The sequence below is a fragment of the Bathymodiolus azoricus thioautotrophic gill symbiont genome (genome assembly GCF_001298715.1).
Lineage (GTDB): Bacteria > Pseudomonadota > Gammaproteobacteria > PS1 > Pseudothioglobaceae > Thiodubiliella.
In genome coordinates, this window is the sequence record NZ_CDSC02000274.1 from 1 (window position 1) to 2,190 (window position 2,190).

Consider the following 2,190-nt stretch of genomic DNA (forward strand, 5'->3'; position numbering starts at 1 on the left):
ATCAGAAGATAGACTCGGCCATGTGAGTACATTGTTTAATGCTTTTATGAGTGTGTGGGAAAGAACCAAAGGGACAATCAAAAGCCACAAATAGAAGGACATATAACACAAGAACAATGATCTACTAAACACTGCACATAAAACTAAACTTGAGCAATGCAGACCCCATATAAATCTGGAGTCTTCAACCATGAGAATAACTTGTACCCCATAATGAGTGTTAAGAGAGCCCCTAGTCTGCAATTGAGCTGTACACTTCACTTCAGTCAGCTGGTGGTTCAGGAACTTCCTACCCTCATAGAAGACTTTTCACCCCAGTTTTTGAGGTGGATCTGTGTTACTCATCTTCAGTTTTCAGTGGTTGTTCAAATTGATTTTATATGTGTGTTTCTCTCTATTATTATTTTTTGTTTGTCTTTCTATATTGAAATGCATTTTTTTGATCATGTCTTTGTATCTTGGGTCTTTCTGAATGGTTCTAATTTTTTAATTTTGACCTAGGGGTCGTCATGGTCGTAATCGTATAGTAGTTGGATTTACAACTACCTGTGCAATCAATGCCTATCACCACTAAAGTTGTGAGTTTGAACCCCGTTCATAATGAGGTGTACTCGATACAACATTATGTGATAAAAGTTTGTCAGTGACTTGCGACAGGTCTGTGGTTTTCTCTAGGTACTCCGGGTTTACCTCGTGCCAATAAAACTACTGCCACGATATAACTGAAATATTGATGAAAGTGGCATTAAACACCATGACGCTAACTCTATAATACTGTCGAACCTAAGTTTTCAAGTTATCAAGGGTAAATCTGAAATCTACTACATCCTCACTTATGACATTAACTGGACTTTGACCATTTATACCTGAGTAGCACGGCTGGTGCCACATGCGGATCAGGAACTGCCTACCCTTCCAGAGGACCCAACTTCAGCCTAGTTTTTTTTAAGAGCTTCCATGTTGCTCAAGTTTTCTGTATTTGTTCAAGTAGATTTTTTATTTGTGTTTGTTTATTTTTATTCTTTGTTTGTGTTTCTATATTGAAATACATTTTTTTCCCCATATCATTTGTCATTGTATCATTTGTCATTGTATCATTTGTCATTGTATCATTTGCCTTTGTATCATTTGCCTTTGTATCATTTGTCATTGTATCATTTGCCTTTCTGAATGGTTCTATTTCTAAAAGGTAGTCATCTAATATATAACATTTTTGAATATTTAATTATTTTTTTAACATGCCTTATTTTGATATCAAGTAATTAAATTTTACCCCCTTCCTGGTGATATGTAGTTGTTAATCTTTGTGGACCTAAAAAAAGTTTACGCTTATGAAGCCTGTCTTGACTCAAACACCATTTGGCAAATATTTTGTTGCAAGCTATAACCCCTCCACATGTTTGTGTCTGTCCCAAGCCAGGACCTGTATTTCTAAAGCCATATGTCATGTTTTTTTTGTGTTAAATGATTTGAGGTTAGAGGTTAGAGGTTAGAGGTGGTTGTTCGTTTCATTAATATTGATGAAATTGTTAGCCATCACTATTTAACTAAACTCTTTTTCCATAACTTTAATAGAGAAAAAATAACCAAAGTATATTGTAATTAAACATTGTTATTCTATATTTAGAACAAGTCATGTGATGATGAAGAAGATTTCAAATCATGTGATAACAAACTAAGACACGCGTCCACAAATGAATTGAGAGCATTGATTTATGGTGAAGAAATGTGTGATAAATCTTTAAGTGGTAAGGCGTTAGATAGCAGATTATATGGCACTACAAAAGAAATTGTATTTACTGCCGAGACACTTGCTGTAAGCCCCTCACCAATGTTTCTTATGCTGATACATTAAAAACCTCATGTAGGTTTAGGGGTTAGGGTTATGGTGTTTAATGCCACTTTCAACAATATTTCAGTTATACTATGGCAGTCAGTTTTATTGGTAGAGGAAACTGGAACACCCGGAGAAAATCATTGACCTGCCGCCGCTAGTCACTAACTAACTTATGTAGAGGAGAGGCTGAAAGAGGTGCTCTAAAGTGATTTGATGCCTATGCAGACTACTAACTTTTCACTGGTATACACAGACGATTCCACCCACCTCAGTGAATGGTTACAGTTAGAAATGTTTAATGCCATTTTCTATAATTTTACAATAATATTGTGGCAGTCAGTTTTATTGATGTT

Annotated in this window: 1 protein-coding gene; it reads right to left on the reverse strand. The window is 35.4% G+C overall.

Translation table 11 applies throughout. The features are described from left to right. Positions 1-964 precede the first annotated feature (964 nt). Complete coding sequence (locus BAZSYMA_RS05375) at positions 965-1,150, reverse strand: hypothetical protein (RefSeq protein ID WP_090716451.1); 186 nt, start codon at positions 1,148-1,150, stop codon at positions 965-967. Positions 1,151-2,190: the final 1,040 nt, after the last annotated feature.

Coding starts and splice junctions, on each gene's coding strand:
- BAZSYMA_RS05375 (WP_090716451.1), bottom strand. CDS start 1,150: ATGACAAATGATACAAAGGCAAATGATACAAAGGCAAATGATACAATG.